The sequence below is a fragment of the Halomonas sp. PAMB 3232 genome (genome assembly GCF_031954225.1).
Lineage (GTDB): Bacteria > Pseudomonadota > Gammaproteobacteria > Pseudomonadales > Halomonadaceae > Vreelandella.
Map to the genome: position 1 here is coordinate 356,178 of NZ_CP134865.1, position 19,097 is coordinate 375,274.

Annotated in this window: 16 protein-coding genes; 4 read left to right on the forward strand and 12 right to left on the reverse strand. The window is 60.9% G+C overall.

Going from position 1 to position 19,097, the window contains the following annotated elements; all coding sequences use genetic code 11:
* Positions 1-48: 48 nt before the first annotated feature.
* The 3 genes from RN346_RS01635 to RN346_RS01645 are packed head-to-tail and all read right to left on the reverse strand — an operon-like array spanning position 49 to position 2,437.
* Complete coding sequence (locus RN346_RS01635; protein WP_311961937.1) at positions 49-987, reverse strand: biotin-dependent carboxyltransferase family protein; 939 nt, start codon at positions 985-987, stop codon at positions 49-51.
* Entirely contained in the window at positions 984-1,688 is a 705-nt protein-coding gene (locus tag RN346_RS01640) for an allophanate hydrolase subunit 1 (RefSeq protein ID WP_311961938.1), read from the reverse strand. The genes RN346_RS01635 and RN346_RS01640 overlap by 4 nt, the downstream gene beginning before the upstream one ends.
* Positions 1,685-2,437, reverse strand: coding sequence for a 5-oxoprolinase subunit PxpA (locus tag RN346_RS01645; RefSeq protein WP_263585342.1), 753 nt, complete (start codon positions 2,435-2,437; stop codon positions 1,685-1,687). The genes RN346_RS01640 and RN346_RS01645 overlap by 4 nt, the downstream gene beginning before the upstream one ends.
* Before the next feature lie 401 nt (positions 2,438-2,838).
* On the opposite strand from RN346_RS01645, the gene RN346_RS01650 reads away from it, so the two are divergent.
* The 3 genes from RN346_RS01650 to RN346_RS01660 all read left to right on the forward strand — a co-directional run bounded on the left by RN346_RS01650 (position 2,839) and on the right by RN346_RS01660 (position 5,906).
* Entirely contained in the window at positions 2,839-3,840 is a 1,002-nt protein-coding gene (locus RN346_RS01650; protein WP_311961939.1) for a TRAP transporter substrate-binding protein, read from the forward strand.
* A gap of 106 nt (positions 3,841-3,946) precedes the next feature.
* Complete coding sequence (locus RN346_RS01655; protein WP_263585340.1) at positions 3,947-4,510, forward strand: TRAP transporter small permease; 564 nt, start codon at positions 3,947-3,949, stop codon at positions 4,508-4,510.
* Positions 4,511-4,601: 91 nt separating this feature from the next.
* Entirely contained in the window at positions 4,602-5,906 is a 1,305-nt protein-coding gene (locus tag RN346_RS01660; protein ID WP_311961940.1) for a TRAP transporter large permease subunit, read from the forward strand.
* Between the two features lie 16 nt (positions 5,907-5,922).
* Here the strand turns inward: RN346_RS01660 and RN346_RS01665 are convergent, their stop codons facing one another.
* Positions 5,923-7,452: a diguanylate cyclase gene (locus tag RN346_RS01665; protein WP_311961941.1), complete on the reverse strand. Its 1,530-nt coding sequence runs from the start codon at positions 7,450-7,452 to the stop codon at positions 5,923-5,925.
* Between the two features lie 286 nt (positions 7,453-7,738).
* On the opposite strand from RN346_RS01665, the gene RN346_RS01670 reads away from it, so the two are divergent.
* Entirely contained in the window at positions 7,739-10,339 is a 2,601-nt protein-coding gene (locus RN346_RS01670) for an EAL domain-containing protein (RefSeq protein WP_311961942.1), read from the forward strand.
* Positions 10,340-10,361: 22 nt separating this feature from the next.
* Here the strand turns inward: RN346_RS01670 and RN346_RS01675 are convergent, their stop codons facing one another.
* The 8 genes from RN346_RS01675 to RN346_RS01710 form a co-directional block, all read right to left on the reverse strand.
* The gene (locus RN346_RS01675) at positions 10,362-11,111 is read right to left on the reverse strand and encodes a sulfite exporter TauE/SafE family protein (RefSeq protein WP_263585336.1); all 750 of its coding nucleotides are present in this window, start codon (positions 11,109-11,111) and stop codon (positions 10,362-10,364) included.
* A 197-nt stretch (positions 11,112-11,308) separates the two neighbouring features.
* Positions 11,309-12,664 (reverse strand): magnesium transporter, encoded by a 1,356-nt coding sequence (mgtE, locus tag RN346_RS01680; protein WP_263585335.1) that lies wholly within the window; start codon positions 12,662-12,664, stop codon positions 11,309-11,311.
* Positions 12,665-12,891: 227 nt separating this feature from the next.
* Complete coding sequence (gene otnC, locus RN346_RS01685) at positions 12,892-13,539, reverse strand: 3-oxo-tetronate 4-phosphate decarboxylase (RefSeq protein WP_263585334.1); 648 nt, start codon at positions 13,537-13,539, stop codon at positions 12,892-12,894.
* Positions 13,536-14,822: a 3-oxo-tetronate kinase gene (gene otnK / locus RN346_RS01690; RefSeq protein ID WP_311961943.1), complete on the reverse strand. Its 1,287-nt coding sequence runs from the start codon at positions 14,820-14,822 to the stop codon at positions 13,536-13,538. Before otnK ends, otnC begins: the two co-directional genes overlap by 4 nt.
* Positions 14,819-16,321 carry a tripartite tricarboxylate transporter permease gene (locus tag RN346_RS01695; protein WP_311959667.1) on the reverse strand — a complete coding sequence of 501 codons (1,503 nt, stop codon included), beginning with the start codon at positions 16,319-16,321 and terminating at the stop codon, positions 14,819-14,821. The genes otnK and RN346_RS01695 overlap by 4 nt, the downstream gene beginning before the upstream one ends.
* A gap of 39 nt (positions 16,322-16,360) precedes the next feature.
* Positions 16,361-16,831 (reverse strand): tripartite tricarboxylate transporter TctB family protein, encoded by a 471-nt coding sequence (locus tag RN346_RS01700; protein WP_311961944.1) that lies wholly within the window; start codon positions 16,829-16,831, stop codon positions 16,361-16,363.
* 91 nt (positions 16,832-16,922) lie between these two features.
* On the reverse strand, positions 16,923-17,891 hold the full coding sequence (locus RN346_RS01705) for a tripartite tricarboxylate transporter substrate binding protein (protein ID WP_311961945.1): 969 nt from the start codon (positions 17,889-17,891) through the stop codon (positions 16,923-16,925).
* Between the two features lie 92 nt (positions 17,892-17,983).
* Positions 17,984-19,096 (reverse strand): flagellar biosynthesis protein FlgA, encoded by a 1,113-nt coding sequence (locus RN346_RS01710; protein WP_311961946.1) that lies wholly within the window; start codon positions 19,094-19,096, stop codon positions 17,984-17,986.
* Between the last annotated feature and the right edge of the window lies 1 nt (position 19,097).

The following is a 19,097-nucleotide window of genomic DNA, read 5'->3' on the forward strand; positions in this document are numbered from 1 at the left end:
ACAGCATAAGCGCGCCGCTTTAACTTAACGTGAACGGTTCACCCGGGGTTAGTCCCAAACGCCGAGCTGGCGCCGGTGAATCATCTGCGCTTGAGTGGCAGTGATTGGTCGAAGCCGTACCTCGGTGCCGGGCAGGCACTGGGCCAGGCGCGCGCAGGCGCTGGGGGTGAGCGCGCCGATGCGCGGATAGCCCCCGATGGTCTGGCGGTCGTTCATCAGCACGATCGGCTGGCCGTCCGGAGGCACCTGGATCGCGCCCAGCGGAATGCCTTCGGAAACGATACCGGAAGGTCCGCTCAAAAGCGGCGTGCCGGTCAGGCGGATGCCCATGCGGTCGGCGCGATCATCCACGGTCCAGCGCTGGTTAAAGGTGTGAAAGAGGCTTTGGCCAGCGAAGTGCGAGGCCTGAGCGCCGAGCACCAGGGAAAGCGGCCCGGGGGTATTCACCGGCAGCACTGCCTTCGAGGGCAGTGCGCGCGAGGCGACCCCGGCGCCGTGCCAGGTCAATCGGTCGCCCGTTTTCAAGGGTTTACCGTCATCCAGGAGCCCGCCCATCTGTTCGCGCACGGTACAGGCGCGGCTGCCGAGAATCTCGGGGGCATCGAGCCCGCCGGGAAAGGCGAGATAGGCGCGTAGTCCGGTTTTTGGCTGACGAAAGACCAAGCGCTGGCCGGCGCGAAGCTGAAAGCAGGCGTTGGGCGCGAGCGGCGCGGCGTCGAGGCGCGCGTCCAGGTCAGCACCGACGAGCGCCAGCGTCACCTCTTTTTCGGCCTCGAGCGTCAGGTTGCCCCCCAGCACGATTTCGAGCGCGGCGCTGTCCGGGGCGTTGCCGAGCAGCCAGTTGGCCCAGCGATAGGAGATCCAGTCGGCGGCACCGCCCTGGGTCACGCCCAGGTGGCTGACGCCGAAGCGTCCGGTATCCTGTATCAGCGCGAGCGGCCCTGCCTGGCGTACGATCACGCCCTGGTGGTTCGCGTTGTTGCTCACGGACGCTCCTCCAGCGGGGTGCTGTCGCCGCCGGCGGCTTCGAACTCGGCGCGTGTGATGGCCTTGAAGCGCACCTTGTCGCCGGGGCGTAAAAGCGGCTCGCCCTTTTTGGCGTACTCGAACAGCGGCACCGCGGTGCGGCCCAGTATGTTCCAGCCGCCGGGGGAGCGTAGCGGGTAAATAGCGGTTTGGCGCTCGGCGATGCCGACACTGCCCGCCGCTACCCGCTGACGCGGGGTCTTCAGCCGCGGTGTGGCGAGCGCTTTGTCCACCAGCCCCATGAAGCCGTAGCCCGGCGCGAAGCCCAGCGCAAAAACGCAGTAGTCATGAGCGCAGTGACGCTCGATGAGCGCGTCCACCTCTAGCCCGGCGCGCTGCGCCACGAGGGGAAGTTCCGGGCCGACGCTTTCGTCGTACCAGACCGGGATCTCGTGAAGCGTGCCGTTTTGGGACTCCGCCGGTGCCAGATCGGTCAGCGCCTTTTCGATGGCCTTGCGCGCGTCGGCAAATGACAGCCGTCGGCAGTCGTAGTGAACCAGCAGCGTCGTGTAGGAGGGCGTGAGGTCGATCAGAGCGCCGCCCATTGCCTGGCGCAGAGCGCTATCCGCCGCCATGATCCACGCCATGTTGTCTTCATCGATGGTCTCGAAAAGACGCACGGTGATGGCGTCCATGGCGGCGGTTTCAAGACGCGGCCTCACACCGACTCCAACGCGTTGAAGGCCTCGCGAATGGCCCGCACCGCGGCCACGGATTCCGGGTTGTCACCGTGTACGCAGAGCGTATCGCAGGCAAGCGTGAGCGAGGTGCCGTCGCGGGCGGTCAAGGGCTCACCCCTGGCAAGCGCCGTGGCCTGAGCGACGATGGTCGCGCGGTCGTGATGCACGGCGCCTTCCAGACGGCGCGAGGCGAGATGGCCGTTGGCCTCGTAGGCGCGGTCGGCAAACGTTTCGAACCAGAGTGTCACGCCCATTCGTTCGGCGAGCTCGCGCTGACCCCGGGTATCGGCGGTGGACATCACCATGAACGGGAGCGTCGCGTCGAAGGCTTTCGCGGCGCGAAGCGCGCCTTCGAGAAGCGCGAGGTTGGCGGCCATGTCGTTGTACATCGCGCCATGGGGTTTGATATAGGCAAGCTCGGCACCTTCGGCGCGGCAGATGCCGGCTAGCGCCCCTGCCTGGTAGAGAATCATGTCCTCGACCTCGGCGGGCGAGCAGGCCATGGAGCGCCGCCCGAATCCCATCAGGTCCGGATAGCCCGGATGCGCGCCAATGCGCACGCCATGCTCGGCGGCCAGCGCCACGGTGCGGCGCATCACGTGGGGATCAGAAGCGTGGTAGCCGCAGGCGATGTTGGCGCAGTCCACGAAAGGCATCACCTCGGCGTCCAGCCCCAGGCGCCAGTTGCCGAAACTTTCGCCCATGTCGCAGTTGAGCAGGGGGAGGGCCATGATGTCTCCTGTCGCGGTGTTGAAGGCAGTGAATGCCGTTTTGGACGTCTTTCCAATATAGGGGAGAGGCTTTTTTGATTGCCAGCCATTTTTCTGCGAATGCTATCGTATTGAAACGCCGGGCAATGCTGGCCAGCGGTGCGAAGCGTTGAAATAACGCACGATATTAGCGCCTACACTGAGAAAACCGGGCTGCCCGTTTGAGCCGCGATATTCGCCGCCATGGGATCGACGAGGATTTTGACGAGGGTTTTCGAACCCTTTGGTGCGTTTTATGGCGCGATGCAAGCGAGCTGCCAGACGGCAGTGCTGTTTGGCCTTGATGTTGCATCGATAGCGCATTCACATTCGAGTGTCTGCTTCAAAAACAACGACCCGATAGGGAACCAGAGGAACTCTCCATGCGTATTCGTGCCACCCAATCGCTGCTGCTGATATCTGCTTGCGCCTTCGCCTCGAGTGTACAGGCGGCGCAGTGGACCATGGCGACGCCTTACGGCGATGCCAGCTTCCATACCCAAAACACCAAACAGTTTGCCAAGGATGTCGCCGAAACAACCGACGGTGAGCTGACAATCACCGTTCACAGCGGCGGTTCGCTGGTGGCCCACGGCGAGATCAAACCGTCGGTGCGTCGCGGCACCATCGATGCCGGCGAAGTTTTCCTGTCGGTGCTCTCCAACGATAACCCGATTTTTGAAGTGGATACGCTGCCCGGTGTGGCCGGCAGCTACGATGAGGCCTTTGCGCTTTGGCAGGCAACCAGGCCGATGATCACCGAGCTCTTTGCCGAGGAGGGCCTGATTCCGCTCTATGCCGTTGCCTGGCCGTCTCAGGGGATTTACACCAGCGAGCCGTTGACCGACCCGGCGCAGTTCGAAGGACTCAGGGTGCGCGCACCGAACATCAATACCCAGCGCTTCGTCAGCAATCTGGGCGGCAGCCCCACCGAAACCGAGGAGTCGGACATTCCCACTGCCTTCAGCACCGGCCGAGTGGATGCGATGATCACCTCGAGTTCGACGGGCAACGCCATGACGGCCTGGGACTACGTCTCGGACTACACCGACGCCAACCTGTGGCTGCCGAAAAATATCGTGTTTATCAGCCAGCGAAGCTTCGACCGCCTGGACGAAGAGACGCAAAGCGCACTGATGGACGCGGCGGCCCGGGCCGAAGAGCGGGGCTGGGAGGCAAGCCGTGAAGACAACCAAATGAGCCTCGAAGCGCTCGAGGAGAACGGCATCGCGGTTTCAACGCCCAATGAAGAGGTCTCGGCGGCGCTGCAGCGCGCGGGCGACGCACTGTTCGAAGATTGGCGCTCACGGGCGGATGACGAGGCCGAGCAGGCGCTGAGCGACTATCGTGAACAGGTCGGTCGTGAACAGGTCGGTCGCGAATAAATCGGTCGAGAACAAACCCGTTGAAAGCGAACGGGTCGCTCAACCGACGAGCCAGGCATGAGCTTTACGCCGGTGCCCGGCGTCGGCGTTTTTACGAGGCGCTACGATGGTGTTCAAACTCGATAGGCTTTACCGGCTTGGCGCCTGGGGGGCGGCGGCGTGCATGATCGCGATCTGCACGCTGATCACCTTTCAGGTGCTGTTTCGCCTGCTGGATGCGCTGCTGGTGCTGGTTGGGCAGAGCCGGCTCGGCATCAGTATTACCGGCGTTTCCGAGATGGCGGCGTATCTGCTGGTGGGGGCCACGTTTCTAGGGCTGGCCTACACCTTCACCCACCACGCACACATTCGCGTGACGCTGGTGATTGCCCGGCTGCCTTCACGGCTGCGCGTATGGTTTGAGGTGTTTGGGCTGCTCGTGGCGCTGATCATCAGCGTGATGCTGTGTTACGGGCTGGTGAGCCTCGCCCGTGAAAGCCTTCAGTACAACGATGTCTCGTCGGGCTTTTTGTCGCTGCCACTGTGGATACCCCAAAGCGTGCTGATTCTGGGCGTAGCACTTCTGTGCCTGGCGCTTCTGGAGGCGCTGCTCATGGCCGTGCACATCGGCGTACGTGACCCGGCAAGCTTTCGCGAGGCGACGGCCACTGACGACAGCGAGATGCACTGACCATGGCTTGGCATTTGTCACGACCCTACCAGGCAGGTTCAAGGCGACGAGCACGCATGATCGAGAACGATACAGAGTGGGAGACGCGCTCGTGCTATTACTCAGCCTGATAACGCTGGTCACGCTCTTTGCGCTGCTGGGAAGCGGCGTTTGGGTGGCCTTTGCGCTCATGGGAACGGCCTGGATCGCGCTGGCGTTTTTCAGCCCCTTCGACCCTAACCCGATACTGGCCTCGGATTTCTGGGGCGCCAGTTACGGCTGGGATTTGACTGCGCTTCCGATGTTCATCTGGATGGGGGAAATCCTCTTTCGCTCCGGGCTTGCCGACAACATGTTTCGCGGCCTCTCGCCCTGGCTGAACCGGCTGCCCGGGCGCCTTTTGCATACCAACATCATCGGCAGCGGCCTGTTCGCCGCCGTCTGCGGCTCCTCGGCGGCGACCTGCGCGACCGTTGGCAAGATGACGCTGCCGGAACTCGAACGGCGCGGCTACGATAGCCACATGGCGATCGGCACACTCGCCAGTGCCTCGACGCTGGGACTATTGATTCCGCCTTCCATCGTGTTGATTGTCTACGGGGTCGTGACGGAGCAGTCGATTTCGCGGCTCTTCATGGCCGGCATCGGGCCGGGGCTGATGATTCTGGCGCTGTTCATGAGCTATCTGGTGCTCTGGGCGCTGATCAAGGGGCGCAGGGACGGGTTGACCGGCGCCGATGAAGCCGATATGCCGCTTTCCCAAAAGCTACGCAACACCCTGGCGCTGATGCCGATTCTACTGCTGATCGGCGGCATCATCGCCTCGATCTACGCAGGTCTTGCCTCACCCACGGAGGCGGCGGCGGTGGGCGTGACGCTTTCGATCGTCATCGCGCGCATCAACGGCCATTTCGATCGCCGAATCTTTGCCGATTCGCTGTTCGCCGCGGTGCGTACGGCGTGCATGATCGCCTTCATCATCGCTGGCGCCTCGTTCTTGACCTCGGCGATGGGGTTTACTCAAGTCCCCATGCGCCTGGCACAGGCGATCGGCGATATGGGCCTCTCACCGACGCAGCTACTGGTCGCATTGACGCTTTTACTGCTGGTGATGGGGTGCTTTCTGGACGGGATCTCGCTGATTCTGCTGGTGACATCGATCATCATGCCGGTCATCAGCGCAGCCGGGTTCGATTTGATCTGGTTTGGTATCTATCTGGTGATCGTGGTGGAAATGTCGCAGATCACCCCGCCGGTAGGCTTCAATCTATTCGTGATCCAGAGCCTGACGGGCAAGGATATTCTCACGATCACACGCGCAACGCTGCCGTTTTTCCTGCTGATGCTGCTGGCCATCGCGCTGATGCATCTGTTTCCCGCGATCGCGCTCTACTTGCCTCGTGTCATGACGGGGTAGTCAGCGTAAGCCTTGATCACTGGCCGTAGATCGACACGCCGCTGCGCCCCGAGCGCTTGATGTAGTACATGCTTTGATCGGCGGCGGCGATGAGCTCGTGTTCGCTTTCGAATACGCCGTCTGACAGGCAGGCGATGCCGATGGACACGGTGATGTAAAGCGGCTTGGTATCGTGGTAGGCCATGGCCTCTTTTTCCAGCAGCGTCATGATGCGCTGAGCGAGGCGCAGCGCGCTCTGCGCCGTTTCATCGGGCATGATGATCAAGAACTCTTCACCACCGTAGCGCCCCGCCACATCGGAGGCATCCACCAGCGCCAAAAGCGCCTTGCCAAAGCACTGCAGCACCTCATCGCCGACCCGGTGGCCGTAGCGGTCGTTGAGCGTCTTGAAATGGTCAAGATCGATGAATACGACCGACATGGTGCGCTTTTTTTGACGGCACTTTGCAAAGCGCTCCTTGAGCTGCTCTTCGAGCCAGGCGCGATTGGCCAGCTGGGTCAGAGGATCAAGGCGGCTATGCTCGAGCAGGGCGTCATGCTGCTGCTCGAGCTTGTGAAAACGCTGCTGCTGCGCTTCGAGCCGAGCGCTGATGGCCAGTGCGTGCTGAAACAGTAGCTGCTTGGCCTCGCTCAGCACGGCCTGACTGTCGATGGGCAGCGGTACCGCCAGTTTGAGAAGGTCGCTTAAAAGCTCAATTTGCTGATGCATGCGATGAAAAAGCGATTCAAGCAGGGCGACGTGCTCCGACTGCGCCGAGGAGAGCTCAAACAGCAGCGTGGAGAAGGATTGAGGCGCGTTGGGCGACAGCCAGGCATCTGCCAGCGGCCCGGAAAAGCGCACGCACAGCGCCACCGGGTCGTCGGTGAAAACAGTGTCATGGCTTTCGTCGATCATCTGAACCAGGCTCTCTGGAAGCCCCCACTTGGCCGCAAGCCAGGCACCGATGAGCGTATGATCACAGCCAAATCGCTGACGCTCCTCCTTGGCCAATTCCATGTGGGACAGATCACGCTGGGTGTAAAGCGTCGCTGCCTCTTCGGGGTAGGCCAGTTGAAGTGCCAGAATGCCGATATCCTGTAAAAGCGCTGCGGTGAACACCTGCCCCAGGCGCTCAGGGCAGCACTTTTGTGCAAGTTGGCTCGCGATCGCTGCCGAGGCGATCGCTCGCTGCCAGGTCGGCAGAGCGATGTCGCTGGTCTGCTCATCCTTGAACAGCGCAAAGCTCAAAACGGTGGCAAGCGTGGCGTCGGTGCCCAGCCGCTGCGTCGCCTCGAGACTCGTGATGGCGGGGTTGGGCGAGCGCACGTGGTGCGCGGTGTTCGCCACGGCGATCAGGCGCGCCGTCAGGGCCGGATCGTGTTCGATCACCCCGGCATACTCCTTGAGCGAGGCATTGGGCGCGCGCGCGATTTCCAGCACCTGCATCACCACGGCCGGAAGCGACGGGAGCGAGGCGGTCTGCCGTAGTGATCGGCTTAGAAAACGGGGCAGCTTGTCGGTCAAGGATTGATAAAGCGACTGATTCGGCGCCGAGTGGCTCTTCATTCTTTCTCCATACGCACTGCCTCAGCGCAATAAACGGTTATCATGATTCGTTGACCAAAGCATATACTTTTAGTCGCTTCCCGTCGCCTCGTACGCCTTTTCAATGTGCGTGAAGTGCCTATTTATAGAGTGGAAATCATCAGGGCTGAACGGTAAAAACGTTGTTTCGACTACGCTAATTCCAAAGGCGGGTTTGCTCATGCAAAAAAAGGATGAGACGGCAGAGACTTTTCGTCCACTGGCGAAAGGATTTGGGCGCGAAGACGCCAGGCGGTTTTATCTTTTAATGGCAGAAAAGCTGGCGCAGCTTTTACACATGGATCATGTGCTGATCGCCGAATATGTGGGCGCGCGTAGCGCCCAGGCCCTTGCCTTCTGGTCACAGGGACAATCCAGCAGTCACTTCACCTACTCGCTCGAGGGCACGCCCTGCGAGACCATCAGTGAGCATGCCCCCTGCCACTATCTGGAAAAGGTGCAGACGCTTTTCCCCCGGGACGAGCTGTTGACGTCGCTCAACGCGCAAAGCTATGTCGGCTTTCCCGTGTTTGGCTCAAACAGCGCGCTGCTCGGGTTCGTGGCAGTACTGGCGAACCGCGCAATTACCTGGGGGGCGTTCGAAAACGACATACTGATGATCGCCGCGGCCCAGCTGGGGACGGAGCTCGAGCGTCAGAAAACCGCGCTCGCGTTGAAAAAAAGCGAGCGGCTCTCCCGGGAAAGCGAGCGGCGTTTGAACACGCTGCTTAACCATCTGCCGGGCATGGCTTACCGCTGCCTCGACAATCGCCGCCGTGACCTGCAGCTCGTAAGCCTGGGCGCTCGGGCATTGACTGGCTATTCGATCGAGGCGCTAAAAGCGGGTCAGAGCGTCACGCTGGGCCATTTGATTCATGACGAGGATCGCGAGCGGGTATTTACCGAGCTTTATAACGCGCTCAAGGCGCGTAACCCCTACCGGCTCGTGTACCGGCTTCGCCATCGAGATGGCTGCTACCGCTGGGTATGGGAGCAGGGCCAGGGCGTATTCGATATCCAGGGCGCGACCGTTTGTCTGGAAGGCTTCATTTGCGATATTACCGAGCAGCACGAATTCGAGCGCGTACAAAATACGGTCGTCCAGGTCGCCTCGTCGGTCACCTCACGGGTGAACGGGCACTATTGCCAGCAACTGATCGCCACGCTCATTACGCTGCTGGAGGCGGATGGCGGCTTCATTGCGCTGATCGATAAGCCGCTGAGCCTTAGAACGCTTGATGCCCAGGCGCTTGACGAGCACATTGGCCGGGCGAGGATCACCACGGAAAGTCTGGTCGTGCGAGGTATTTCGCTACCGGCGCACGCCTTTGGTCTTCGCGGTTCGCCCTGCGAGCGGGTCGTGCGCGACCAGGAGGCGGTCGTTCAGGACAGCGGCGCCATGGCGCTGCCAGCGGTCGAGCTCTGTGCCAAGGCCTGGATCGGGCGGCGGCTCGATAACGCCGCGGGCGAGGCGATCGGTGTCATGATGGTGTTTTACCAGACGCCGCTCAGCGCCAACGCTTTTGCCACCTCGGTGCTGCGAATTCTCTCCAACGGTGCCGCCGCGGAGCTCGAGCGTCAGCGCGATCATCGTCGCATCGAGTATCTGGCCTATATCGATACCACTACGGGCCTACCCAATCGGGCCAGGTTCATGGAGCGTTTGGCCGCCTTCGCCGCGCGCGTTCATGCCCTATCGCTCGTGCTGCTGGATATCAAGGATTTTCGTGAGATTAACGATCTTCACGGTCACGCGGTGGGCGATGAGCTATTGATCGCCGTCGCAAGGCGGCTTCAGGCGGCCGCGCCGTCTGGAGCGTTCATCGCGCGACTATCGAGTAATGAGTTTGCGGTGCTTTTTGATAAAGCGAAGGGCAAGGCGCTCGACGCGACCGCCCTGCAGCTGGAAAACGCGGTGTGTCAGCCCGTATGCCTTGATCACCTAACGCTGTCGATCGGGGTCAATATCGGCCTGGCGCATTACCCCGACACGGTCGAGGCGCCTGACGATCTTTTCAATGCCGCCACCCTGGCGCTGCACCACGCCAAGCGCACGGCCCAGACGCGCTGTCGCTATCAGCCGGCGCTGCGTGTCGATATCCAGCGCCGCCAGGAACTCACCGAGCGGCTACGGCTGGCCATCAGCGAGCAAACGCTGGAGCTTTATTTTCAGCCGCAGCTGGATCTTGTGAGCGGCGAGCTGGCCGGGGCAGAAGCGCTGTGCCGCTGGCACGACGTCCAGTGGGGCTTTATCAATCCTTGCGAATTCATCGCGCTGGCCGAAGAGCGTGGGCTGATCAATCTGCTGGGTGAGTGGGTGCTGGCTCAGGCCGCCACCCAGCTAAAAGCCTGGGCGAGTGCGGGCACACCGCTGACGGGGCGCCTGTCGGTCAACGTCTCCGCTCAGCAGTTCGCCAACCCGCAGCTGTTGGAGAAAGTTAAGCGATTGACCCAGGGCGTTGCGCCGCAAGCGCTGGGTCTGGAGCTGACGGAAAGTGCCGTCATGCGCAGCCCGGATCAGGCCGTTTTGACAACGCAAGCGCTGCGCGAGGCGGGCTATACCATTGCCATCGACGATTTCGGCACCGGCTACTCCTCGCTCTCCTACCTGCGCCGCTTTGCCGCGGACGTGCTCAAGATCGACATCTCGTTCGTGCGTCATATCGTCGATAATCCGCAGGACCGGGCCATCACCCAAACCATCATCGATATCGCCAAAACCCTGGGGATCAAGCCGCTGGCTGAAGGGATCGAAAGTGAGGCCCAGGCACGGCTACTCACCGAGATGGGGTGTCACCAGGGGCAGGGGGACTGGCTGGGCGAGCCGCTTGATGGCGATACGTTTGCCCGGCGGTGGCTGGGCGCCTGAGCCAAGCAACGAATAAACTTATTTAGAAAGCTCCAAGCGCCTGACCGATCAGATTGGCGCCCACCAACAGCATGGCGATGATGACCAGCCGATAGAACAGTACGTCGTTGACGCGACTTTGCAGCCAGAGTCCGCTACGCACGCCTATCCACGCCACGGGCACCAGTAAAAGCGACGCCCAGGCACTGGTCAGGTTGACCTCCCCCAGCCACACGTAAGGCCCCAGTTTGATGGCGTTGACGATGGCGAAGGCCACCGCGCAGGTAGCGATAAAGGTCTCCTTGGCAAGCTTGCGCGGTAAAAGGTACACGTTGAGCGGGGGTGCGCCGGCGTGGGCGATGAAACTTGTGAAGCCGCAGACGCTGGCCGCCGGTAGCGCCCAGCGCGTCGAAATGGGCTTTTTGGCGACGGGCTTGAACAGCATGTACACCGCGAATACCAGCGATAATCCCCCCAGCACCAGCCGCACGCCCTGATCGCTGAGACTGCCGAACAACAGCGTGCCTACCGCCACGCCGATGAAAAGCCCCGGCAGAAAGCGCCACACTTCCGCCATGTCGTGCTTGCCCCACCACGCTTTCACCGCGAACACGTCCATCACCAGAAGCAGCGGCAGCAAGAGCCCCGCCGCCTGGGTCGGGCTGATCACGAGCGCCATCAGCGGCACCGACAGCGTACCAAAGCCGCCGGCAAATCCGCCCTTGGAAACGCCGGTCAGATAGACCGAAAAAATGATGAGCAGCCAGGCGAGAAGTGAAAAATCGGGGAGCATGAAAGCCTTGACGGTTGAGCGCGACCCCAGGATCGCGCGTCCATTGAAAAACGATAAATATGCTATCGGCTCGCCTCGTATGCCAGTACTGCCTTCCAGGCCCCTATTCCAGCTTGGAACGCATGCCGAGGCGGCCTGTTCACATCGAATCAGACCCGCACGTGGCAGGGCCTGAGCGCCTTATTAACGGCGATCGCTTAAAGAATGATCACCGTCGCCAGGCCCAGAAACGATAGAAAGCCCACCACGTCGGTCACGGTGGTCAGAATGACGGCACCCGAAAGCGCTGGGTCGATGCTCAGGCGCTTGAGAATGAGCGGGATCAGCACGCCCGAGAGATTCGCCAGGCTCATGTTAATGAAAATCGCCAGCGTGATGACCAGCGTGATGAGCACCTCGCCAAACCAGAGATACGAGATCGCACCGACCACTAGCGCCCAGACCAGGCCGTTGCTCATGCCGACCCATAATTCCTTGTTATAGAGCCAGCGCTTGTTGTTCCCGGCCAGCTGACCCAGCGCCAAGCCGCGTATCACCACCGTGAGCGTTTGGCTGCCGGCAATACCGCCCATACTGGCAACCACCGGCATCAAAATCGCCAGCGCCACGATCTGATCCAGCACCGCCTCGAACTGGCCGATGACGAAGGCGGCCAAAAAGGCGGTCATCAGGTTGATGCCGAGCCAAATGCCGCGGCTTTTGGCACTGCGCACGATCGGGGTGAACACCTCCTCCTCATCGCTGACCCCGGACATGTGTTTCAGCGTCATGTCCGCGTCGTCCTGGGTGATTTCCAGCACGTCGGCGGTGTTGAGCTGACCCACCAGCAGACCGTCGCTGTCGCACACCGGCGCGAAGGGAAGCTCCTTGGAGCGCAATAGCGTCGCTGCGTCGCTGATTTTCATCTGATCGTTCAGGGTGAAGAAGTCATCCATGAACTCATCGACGATCGCTTCCTGGGGCTGCTTGATCAGATCGATCAGCGTCACCGTCCCCAGCAGTCGCTTATCCTTATCGGTCACCATGATCTGCTGCGACTCCTCGTCGAGCAGGTGATGAATCCGGATATAGCGCTGCACCGCCTCCAGCGACACCCCTTGCTTCACATTCACCGTTTCCGGATCCATGTAACGGCCCACGACGTCCTCTTCGTAGGCATGCAGGTTCTCTACCTGGGCGCGAATGTTGTCATCCAGGCTGGCATAAACGGTCGTCTTGACGTCTTCGTCGGCGACCTCGAGCACCTCGGCCACGTCCTGGGCATCCAGCCCCCGGACGAGATTTTCGATATCGCTGACCGACAGGTCTTCCACGTAGTCGGCGCGAATGTCCTCATCAACACTCGCCAGCACCTCACCGAGCAGCGCCTCGGGAATATAGGCCCATAACAGATTGCGGGTTTTGGCAGGAAAGGACTCGAGCAGCCGCGCAATGTCCCACGCGTCGAGCTCGTTAAACAGCGCGCTTAGCGCTTCGGTGTCATCATCGTCGAGGCGCTGCTGCAGATAGAGCAGCTGTTCCTCGGCGTTGGTGTATTTTTCTTCCTCGTCCATAGGGTCCCTCCCTGGGCACTGGCGGGTGGAAGCCACTCACGTCGTGGGCGGATGGCATTCACATCAGTTTATGGCTCGAACGGCTTGAAAGCCATACGGTTTGGGTGATGGGATGCTGAGAATGACGAGAGCGCGAAGAGAGAAGTACCTGAAAACAAAAAAAGCGAAGTGTGCAGCTTCGCTTTTTAAAGAGGGCTTGTGATCGAGGCGTTTGAGCGATGAGTTTTTTAGTCGCGCGGATAGCGCGCTTCGAGTTCGGCGACCTGCTCTGGCGTCAGAATGCGCGGGTTTTCACCGCGCAGCAGCAAAAACAGCTTCGCGGTTTCTTCGAGCTCCTCGGTGGCGTAGACCGCCGCTTCCAGATTCTTTCCCGCCACGACCGGGCCGTGATTGGCCAGCAGCACGGCGCTATGCTGGCCCGCCAGGCCGCGCACGGCATCCCCCAATTTTTCATCGCCCGGCACGTGGTAGGGCACCAGCGGCAGTTTGCCTACGCGCATGGCGTAGTAGGCGGTGATGGGCGGAATGCAGTCGCAAGGGTCGATACCGGGCAGACAAGAGACCGCGACCGAATGAGTCGAATGCAAGTGGACGATCGCACCGGACTGCGGGCGCTCGTCGTACATGGCGGTGTGCAAGAAGTGCTCCTTGGTCGGCTTGTCACCGCTCAATAACTGCCCGTTTTGATCCAGGTGCGATATGCGCGCCGGGTCCAGTCGGCCAAGGCAGGCGTTGGTCGGCGTCATGAGCCAGCCGCCGCTTTCCAGGCGCACGCTGATATTGCCGCTCGAGCCCATGGTCAGGCCGCGGTCGAACAGCGATTTTCCCAGCATGCTGATCTGCTCGCGCAGCTGGTTGTGCTCGTGAATACTCATGGCAACACCTCGAATGCGCGTGTGAAAAAGTCGACGCCGCCGAAATTGCCCGACTTCAAGGCAAGCGAAAGCGGCGCGGCGTGGCCTTCCAGCTGTGCCTGGGTCCAGGGCACGCCCGGGTCGATTTGTTCGCCAATGCGAAGCGCGGTAATTCCCAACGCGGATACCACCGCCCCCGAGGTTTCGCCCCCGGCGACCAGCAGGCGCCCCACGCCCTTGTCGACTAGCGAGACGGCCAACTGGCTGAGCGCTTGCTCAACGAGGTGGCCGGCCTTCGCCACGCCGAGTTTTGCCTGGGCAGTCTTTACTTTTTCCGGGTCGGCGGAGGCGTAAATCAGCACCGGCGCGTTTTGCTCGATACGCGACAGCGCAAAATCATGAGCATCTTGCCAGTGAGTGTTATCCCGTGACAGCGCCAGCGGGTCGATGGCAAAACCGCCTTCTGGAGAACGCGTCAAAAAGTCATCGACCTGGGCCAAAGTGGCGCGCGAGCAGCTTCCCGACAGCACCAGCGCACTGCCGGAGGCAGGCTCGAGCCGGCCGGGCTTGGAAATATCTGCAAGCCAGCCCTTGTGACGATACTGCGCGGGCAGGGCCTGACCTAGCCCAGAGCCACCTGTGACCAGTGGCAAGTCGACGGTGGCACCGGCCAGCGTTTCAAGGTCGCTTTCGTCCACGCTATCGCAAATGACGTGACGCACTTCATCAGCTTTCAGGTCAGCCAGGCGCTGGCGCGTGGCTTCCGGGCCCTGGGTCAGTACGGCGCGGTTGATGAGACCCACTGTGTGCGGGGTCTGGCGAGCGAGAACGCGCACGAGATCCGCATCAGTCATGGGCGTGAGCGGATGGTGCTGCATGCCGCTGTCGTTCAAGAGACGATCACCGACGAACAGGTGGCCCTGGTAGACCGTACGACCGTTGATCGGAAACGCTGGCACCATTATGGTCTGCACGGCGCCCAAATGATCGAGCAAGGCATCCGCCACCGGGCCGATATTGCCCTGATCGGTCGAATCGAAGGTCGAGCAGTACTTGAAAAAAATCTGACGCGCGCCCAGTTCGCGCAGCCGATCCAGGGCGGCGACGGAGTCGGCGATGGCCTCCTCTGCGGCGCAGGAGCGCGATTTGAGCGCCACTACGACGGCATCGACATCGGACAGATCAGGCAGCGAGTCCGGCACCCCGATTACCTGCACGCAGCGCATGCCGCCGCGAACCAGGTTGTTGGCCAGGTCGGTCGCCCCGGTAAAATCGTCGGCGATGGCGCCCAGTACGATGGTCATGTTGCTTCTCCTTGAGTCGCTGTGCGGCGCCGTGCGCGTTTGATGAGTGGCATGACGAGCGTAGCTGTCAGCAGCACCAGTGCCACCGCCAGCAGCGTGGCACTGATCGGACGATCCAGAAAGATGTCGAAGCTCCCTTGCGACATCGATAGCGACCGGCGCAGCTCGCTTTCGGCGATAGGGCCAAGTACCAGCCCCAGAATGATCGATACCATGGGAAAGTTGATCTTTTCGAGCAGATAACCCATGACCCCAAAGCCTAACATTAGCCAGACATCGAACATGGAGTTACGTACCGAGTAGGTGCCCACCACGCAACACATGATGATAATCGGGCCGAGTGCCGAGTAGGGTACGTTTAGAAGTTTTGTGAACAACACGATGAACGGTTTGGAAAAAAGCAGGATCATGAAGTTGACGATGAAAAGCCCGGCGAATACCGCGTAGATCAAATCGCTACTGGTGAGCATGAACATCGGCCCCGGCTGCAGGCCGTGCATGATGAAGGCGCCCAGAATGACGGCGGTGGTACCGCTTCCGGGAATACCCAGTGCGAAAAGAGGCACCAACGCCCCCATGGCGGCCGCGTTGTTGGCGGATTCCGGGGCTGCGATACCTTCCGGGGCACCCTTGCCGAATTTTTCCGGATGCTTGGACCAGCGCACCGTTTCGCTATAGCTGACCATGGCCGCCGTGCTCGCCCCGATGCCGGGCAGAATGCCGATGATGACGCCGATGATCGAGGAGCGCGACAGCGTTGCGCCGATCTGGCGCAGAATGGGCATATCGAAGATTTTGACCTTCACTTTCGTGAGCGGCTGGTGGCTTTCGTGATCCAGGGTCCGCTTCATGACTTCGGACACCGCAAAAAGTCCCACGATGACCGGAATCAAGCCCACGCCTTCCGCCAGGTTGAGGTTGCCAAAGGTGTAGCGGCTGGTGCCGGTGAGCGGGTCGATGCCGATGGTGGCGATGAAAAGCCCAAGTGCCGCACCGATCAAGCCAAAGATGAGGCGTCCGCCTAATGATGCCACGACGGTCAAACCCAGCACGGCCAGCGCAAAGTACTCCGGCGACGAGAACTTGATCGCCATGTTCGCCAGAAGGGGCGTAAAGATGATAAGTGCGATGGTGCCGACGATGCCGCCAATGGCCGAGCTTAGCACGCCGATCCCCAGCGCCTTGCCCGCTTCACCGCGCTGGGTCATCGGGTAGCCATCGAAGGCGGTCATGACGGCTTCTGGCGTGCCCGGCGCGCGGTAGAGAATGGCGGTGATCAGTCCTGAGAACACCGTAGCCCCATAGATCGCGGTCAGTACCATGAAAGCGGTGGTCGGCTCCATGCCGTAGGTCACCGGCAGTAGTATGACGACCAGAATTACGCCGCTGATACCCGGCAGCGCGCCGCCGATGAAGCCGATGAAAACGGCGGAGGTTAACAGCAGCAGGTTCAGTGGTTGCATCACCACGGCTAACCCGGCCAGGAAATTTTCTAGCATGATCGACTCCCGGAACAATTAAGGGGTAGTGAAGCAGTCTCAGGGCATGGGGATGCCGAGCAGGGAGACGAAGACGCCCTGCATCAGCACGACGGCCACGACCAGCGTGATGGCAATGGTGATCCACGAGCGGGCGCCCAGCAGCAGCGTGCCGGCGAGCGTGAACACCACGCTCGCAATCAAAAAGCCGGCGACCTGCATCAACAGGGTGTATCCGACGGCGGCGGCGATGAACCACCAGTGGCGCGTACGTCCTATCGAGAAGGCACCGCTATTATCGCTGGGACGCTTTTCTTCAATATCGACGTTGGCACGGGCGCGGTCGCGCCAGGTCAGCGCCAGCAGCGCGATACCCAGTACGAACAGAATGATAAGCAGCGTCAGGGGCCAGACCCGCGGGCCGATGAAGGTAGAGACTTGAGCAGAGCTTGGGAATTGCAGGGTGGGGTAGAGCCCCACGACTGCGAGTAACACGATCCCCAGAGCAAAAATAGAGATTCTGGCGTGCATGGTAAATCCTGAGCGGACATGGGAAGACCGGCCTCGAAAGGCCGGTCCTTGATGCGAATGAAGAGTGGCGCGTCAGGCAAGCCTGGGCGCATCACTCGTTTTCAAGCAGGCGCGAGTAAAGCGTGAAGTTGTTTTCCAGACGCTCGCGGTACTCATCACCGTTCATCCAGCCTTCGCGATAGTCGAGATTGACCCGCTCGGCGTACTCCTGGTATTCCTCGGAGTCGTAGACCTCCTTGAGGATCTCTTCCAGACGCGCAACGATCGGCTGTGGCGTTTCAGCGTTGACGAACACCGCTCGGTCGTTGCCGTCGGTCAGATCCCAGTTGTGCTCCATCGTGGTCGGAACGTCCGGGTAATCCTCGAGGCGCTCATCGCTGAAGACCAGAATGGGGGCCATTTGACCTGCATCGATATAGCTCAAAAGCGGGCTGAGCGATGTCGTGGTGGCGTCGATATTGCCGCCCAGTACGTTGGCCGTTGCATTGCCCGTGCTGTCGTAGGGAATGAAGTTCATGTCCAGACCCGAGGCATCCGCCAGCGAGAGAAACGCCATGTGATCAGGACTTGCGGTGTGCGTCCCGCCAACCGTGACCTCGCCCGGATTTTCCTCGGCGTACTGTTTGAATTCCTCGAAGCTCTCGAACCGCTCCGGGTTAACGAACAGGGCCATGACATCGGACTGCATACGAGCAACGGGGGTCAATTGATCCAGACCCACCGGGTTTTGACCCGCCGCCAGAGAGGTAATGAACGTTGTCGAGGCAAAGTCCAGCGTATGGCCATCGGGGTCACCGTTCGCCACGCGCTGGTGGGCAAGCGCACCCGAGGCGGCTGGCAGGTTGATGACAGTGATGCGTGCACCGTCTACCGCCTCTTCGAACATGGGGCGAACGACGCGGGCGAAGTTATCGGTGCCGCCGCCGGCGCCGGCGGCCACCAGAAACTGGATGGCCTTGCTGGGATAGGCCTCTGCCTCTTCATCAGCCTGAACGGTAGTGACAGTTCCCACGAGCGCGAGGCCAAGGGCAGCGTGCTTGAAACGAAGTTGAGTCGGCATGTTTTTCTCCAGAGCGGTTATTGTTGCTTTTAGCGGTTATCTACATGGAACAAGGGCAGCAAAGATCGCTACCCCGATGGCGATTCGGAAGGTTATCCGGCAAAAAGCTCGTCCTGCTTGAGGCGAAGTTCCTTCAGCTTGCTCTCCGGTAGCTCCACATCGGTCAGCGTGATCGGTTGGCCAGCATCGATATCACGGATGATTTTTGCACCGGGAAGCAGATAAAACGGTACGTTGGCACTACCGGCCAGCGCTTCGGCGGGATGAATTTCCGGGCGCAGACCTTCGATGTGGCGGTGATGACCCTTCATTTCGAGCAGCTGACCGGCGGCGATGGCCTGAGTGGCGCGCGCCGTCAGATCGAACTTGGGCGTGGTGGCATTACCGCCGCCCGAGGGCAAGCAGTTGAGTACCGCATCGAGAAGCGAAATGGGGGCTTCGAGACCCAGTAGGTGGCGCGGCAGATACACCATGGCGCTATCGCCGCTTTGGCTCAACACGTGGCCCTTGTCGCGAAGCAGTTGCCAGACGTGGGGATCCTCGCAGCGCACCACCACGAAAACACCGCCGGCGAAGCTCAGCTCATCCGGGCGGCGCAGACAGTTGAACACCTCCAAACGTCGATTGCCTTGAAGGACACCGCCGTGAGCCTCGGTATCCAGCAGCGTGGGCACTTCGATGGTACGCAGCACCATGGCATGAAATTCGGGTAGGTCGGGCTGCAGGCCGGTGGCGTTGGCCACGTTGACCATTTCGCATAGATCCGGCACTGAGATTTGGGGAATGTCCGAGAGCACATCGCTGCGTGCGCTGACCGTTGCGCGAGCATCGTTGTCATCCAGTGCCCAAAGCGAGGTCATGTCGGCGGCGCTGTACTCGTTTCCATTGCAGGTGACCGTTGCTTTCGCTTCATCCCAGATGAAGTCGTACTCGCTACTCTTGCCAGCCGAAATAATTTCAAACCCAAGCGTTTCAGCCCAAGTCAATAGACCGACCAAAAGGCTGGGCTGGTCACCATCGAGAGGAGTGAAAAGCACGCCGTGCTGTTGAGCCAAGCGCGTAAGATACGGCCCGACGACCGATTCGGTTTCCTTGGTGGCGATACCGACATGTTTACCCGCCAGAATCGCGCTCTCGGCATACCGTGCGCCCACATCCGGAATGCCGGTCGATTCGACGAGGATGTCGAAGGGTAGCGTTTGCACA

Excerpts from the sequence above, each read along its gene's own strand:
- mgtE (WP_263585335.1), bottom strand. The coding sequence starts at position 12,664 with ATGGACGAGGAAGAAAAATACACCAACGCCGAGGAACAGCTGCTCTAT.
- RN346_RS01645 (WP_263585342.1), bottom strand. The coding sequence starts at position 2,437 with ATGGCCCTCCCCCTGCTCAACTGCGACATGGGCGAAAGTTTCGGCAAC.
- RN346_RS01665 (WP_311961941.1), bottom strand. The coding sequence starts at position 7,452 with ATGAAGAGCCACTCGGCGCCGAATCAGTCGCTTTATCAATCCTTGACC.
- RN346_RS01695 (WP_311959667.1), bottom strand. The coding sequence starts at position 16,321 with ATGCTAGAAAATTTCCTGGCCGGGTTAGCCGTGGTGATGCAACCACTG.
- otnK (WP_311961943.1), bottom strand. The coding sequence starts at position 14,822 with ATGACCATCGTACTGGGCGCCATCGCCGACGATTTTACCGGGGCGACC.
- RN346_RS01650 (WP_311961939.1), top strand. The coding sequence starts at position 2,839 with ATGCGTATTCGTGCCACCCAATCGCTGCTGCTGATATCTGCTTGCGCC.
- RN346_RS01700 (WP_311961944.1), bottom strand. The coding sequence starts at position 16,831 with ATGCACGCCAGAATCTCTATTTTTGCTCTGGGGATCGTGTTACTCGCA.
- otnC (WP_263585334.1), bottom strand. The coding sequence starts at position 13,539 with ATGAGTATTCACGAGCACAACCAGCTGCGCGAGCAGATCAGCATGCTG.
- RN346_RS01675 (WP_263585336.1), bottom strand. The coding sequence starts at position 11,111 with ATGCTCCCCGATTTTTCACTTCTCGCCTGGCTGCTCATCATTTTTTCG.
- RN346_RS01655 (WP_263585340.1), top strand. The coding sequence starts at position 3,947 with ATGGTGTTCAAACTCGATAGGCTTTACCGGCTTGGCGCCTGGGGGGCG.
- RN346_RS01705 (WP_311961945.1), bottom strand. The coding sequence starts at position 17,891 with ATGCCGACTCAACTTCGTTTCAAGCACGCTGCCCTTGGCCTCGCGCTC.
- RN346_RS01670 (WP_311961942.1), top strand. The coding sequence starts at position 7,739 with ATGGCAGAAAAGCTGGCGCAGCTTTTACACATGGATCATGTGCTGATC.